General features: G+C 39.4%; 1 protein-coding gene. It reads left to right on the top strand.

What is annotated here, in order from left to right; all coding sequences use genetic code 11:
- Positions 1-5: 5 nt before the first annotated feature.
- Positions 6-1,183 (top strand): IS3 family transposase gene (locus tag VXS03_RS19995; RefSeq protein WP_442957470.1). Its coding sequence is split into 2 segments (ribosomal slippage): positions 6-273 and positions 273-1,183, totalling 1,179 coding nucleotides; the frame shifts between segments, so codons are not numbered across the junction.
- Positions 1,184-1,191: the final 8 nt, after the last annotated feature.

Here is a 1,191-nt window from a genome sequence, read left to right as displayed (position 1 = left end):
ACATTATGACAAAGCGTACAAGACGATTATTTAGTGCTGAATTTAAGCTTGAAGCAGCACAATTAGTTCTAGAACAAAATTACTCAGTAACAGAAGCAGCCCAAGCAATGAACGTGGGTAAATCTACGATGGATAAGTGGGTTCGACAGCTTAAAGAGGAGCGCCAAGGAAAAGCACCCAAAGCATCACCAATGACGCCTGAACAAATTGAAATACGAGAATTAAAAAAGAAGTTAGCGACACTTGAAGAGCATAATGAAATATTAAAAAAAGCCACCGCTCTCTTGATGTCAGACTCATTGAACAATTCTCGTTAATCGAGAAACTCAAGAAGAGCCACAGCATAACAACGTTATGCAAAGTATTAGGTGTTCATCGCAGTAGCTATAAATATTGGCAGAGACGGCCAAAGTTTATTTCTATTGAATTGATTAAACTTCGTTTTTTAATCAAAGAGGTACATGCAGCTAGCAATGGTTCTGCTGGGGCTAGAAGTATTGCAGGTATGGTTACTGCTCAAGGCATCGCCTTGAGCCGATATCGTGCATCTAAGCTAATGAAAGGCCTTAATCTTGTTAGTTGCCAATCGCCGAAACATCGATACCGTAAAGTAAAACAGGAACATATTGCGATTCCTAATCACCTTGATCGTCAATTTGCGGTTACATCACCAAATCAAGTTTGGGTCGGTGATGTGACCTATGTTTGGACTGGAAATCGTTGGATGTATCTTGCTGTAGTTATCGATCTATTTTCGAGAAAACCTGTTGGTTGGGCGATGTCTCTATCGCCTGATAGTCGATTAACAGGTAAAGCACTTCTGATGGCTTATGAATCACGAGATAAACCTAAAGAGGTTATGTTCCACAGCGATCAAGGTAGTCATTATACAAGTCGCTACTATCGACAATTATTATGGCGATGCCAGATTAAACAAAGTTTATCTCGTCGGGGAAATTGTTGGGATAACGCACCAATGGAACGTTTCTTTAGAAGTTTAAAAACAGAATGGGTTCCAAATGTTGGCTATCGTAGTTTTGCTGAAGCAAAACACGAAATCACTCGATATATTATTAGCTATTACAGCCAATTAAGGCCTCACCAATATAATGGCGGATTAACTCCTAATGAATCTGAACGATTATATTGGTTAACCTCTAAAACTGTGGCCAGTATTTGTTGACCACTACA

The sequence above is a fragment of the Photobacterium sp. S4TG1 genome (assembly GCF_036040035.1).
Taxonomy (GTDB): Bacteria; Pseudomonadota; Gammaproteobacteria; order Enterobacterales; family Vibrionaceae; genus Photobacterium.
This window is presented reverse-complemented; position numbering and strand designations above follow the sequence as displayed.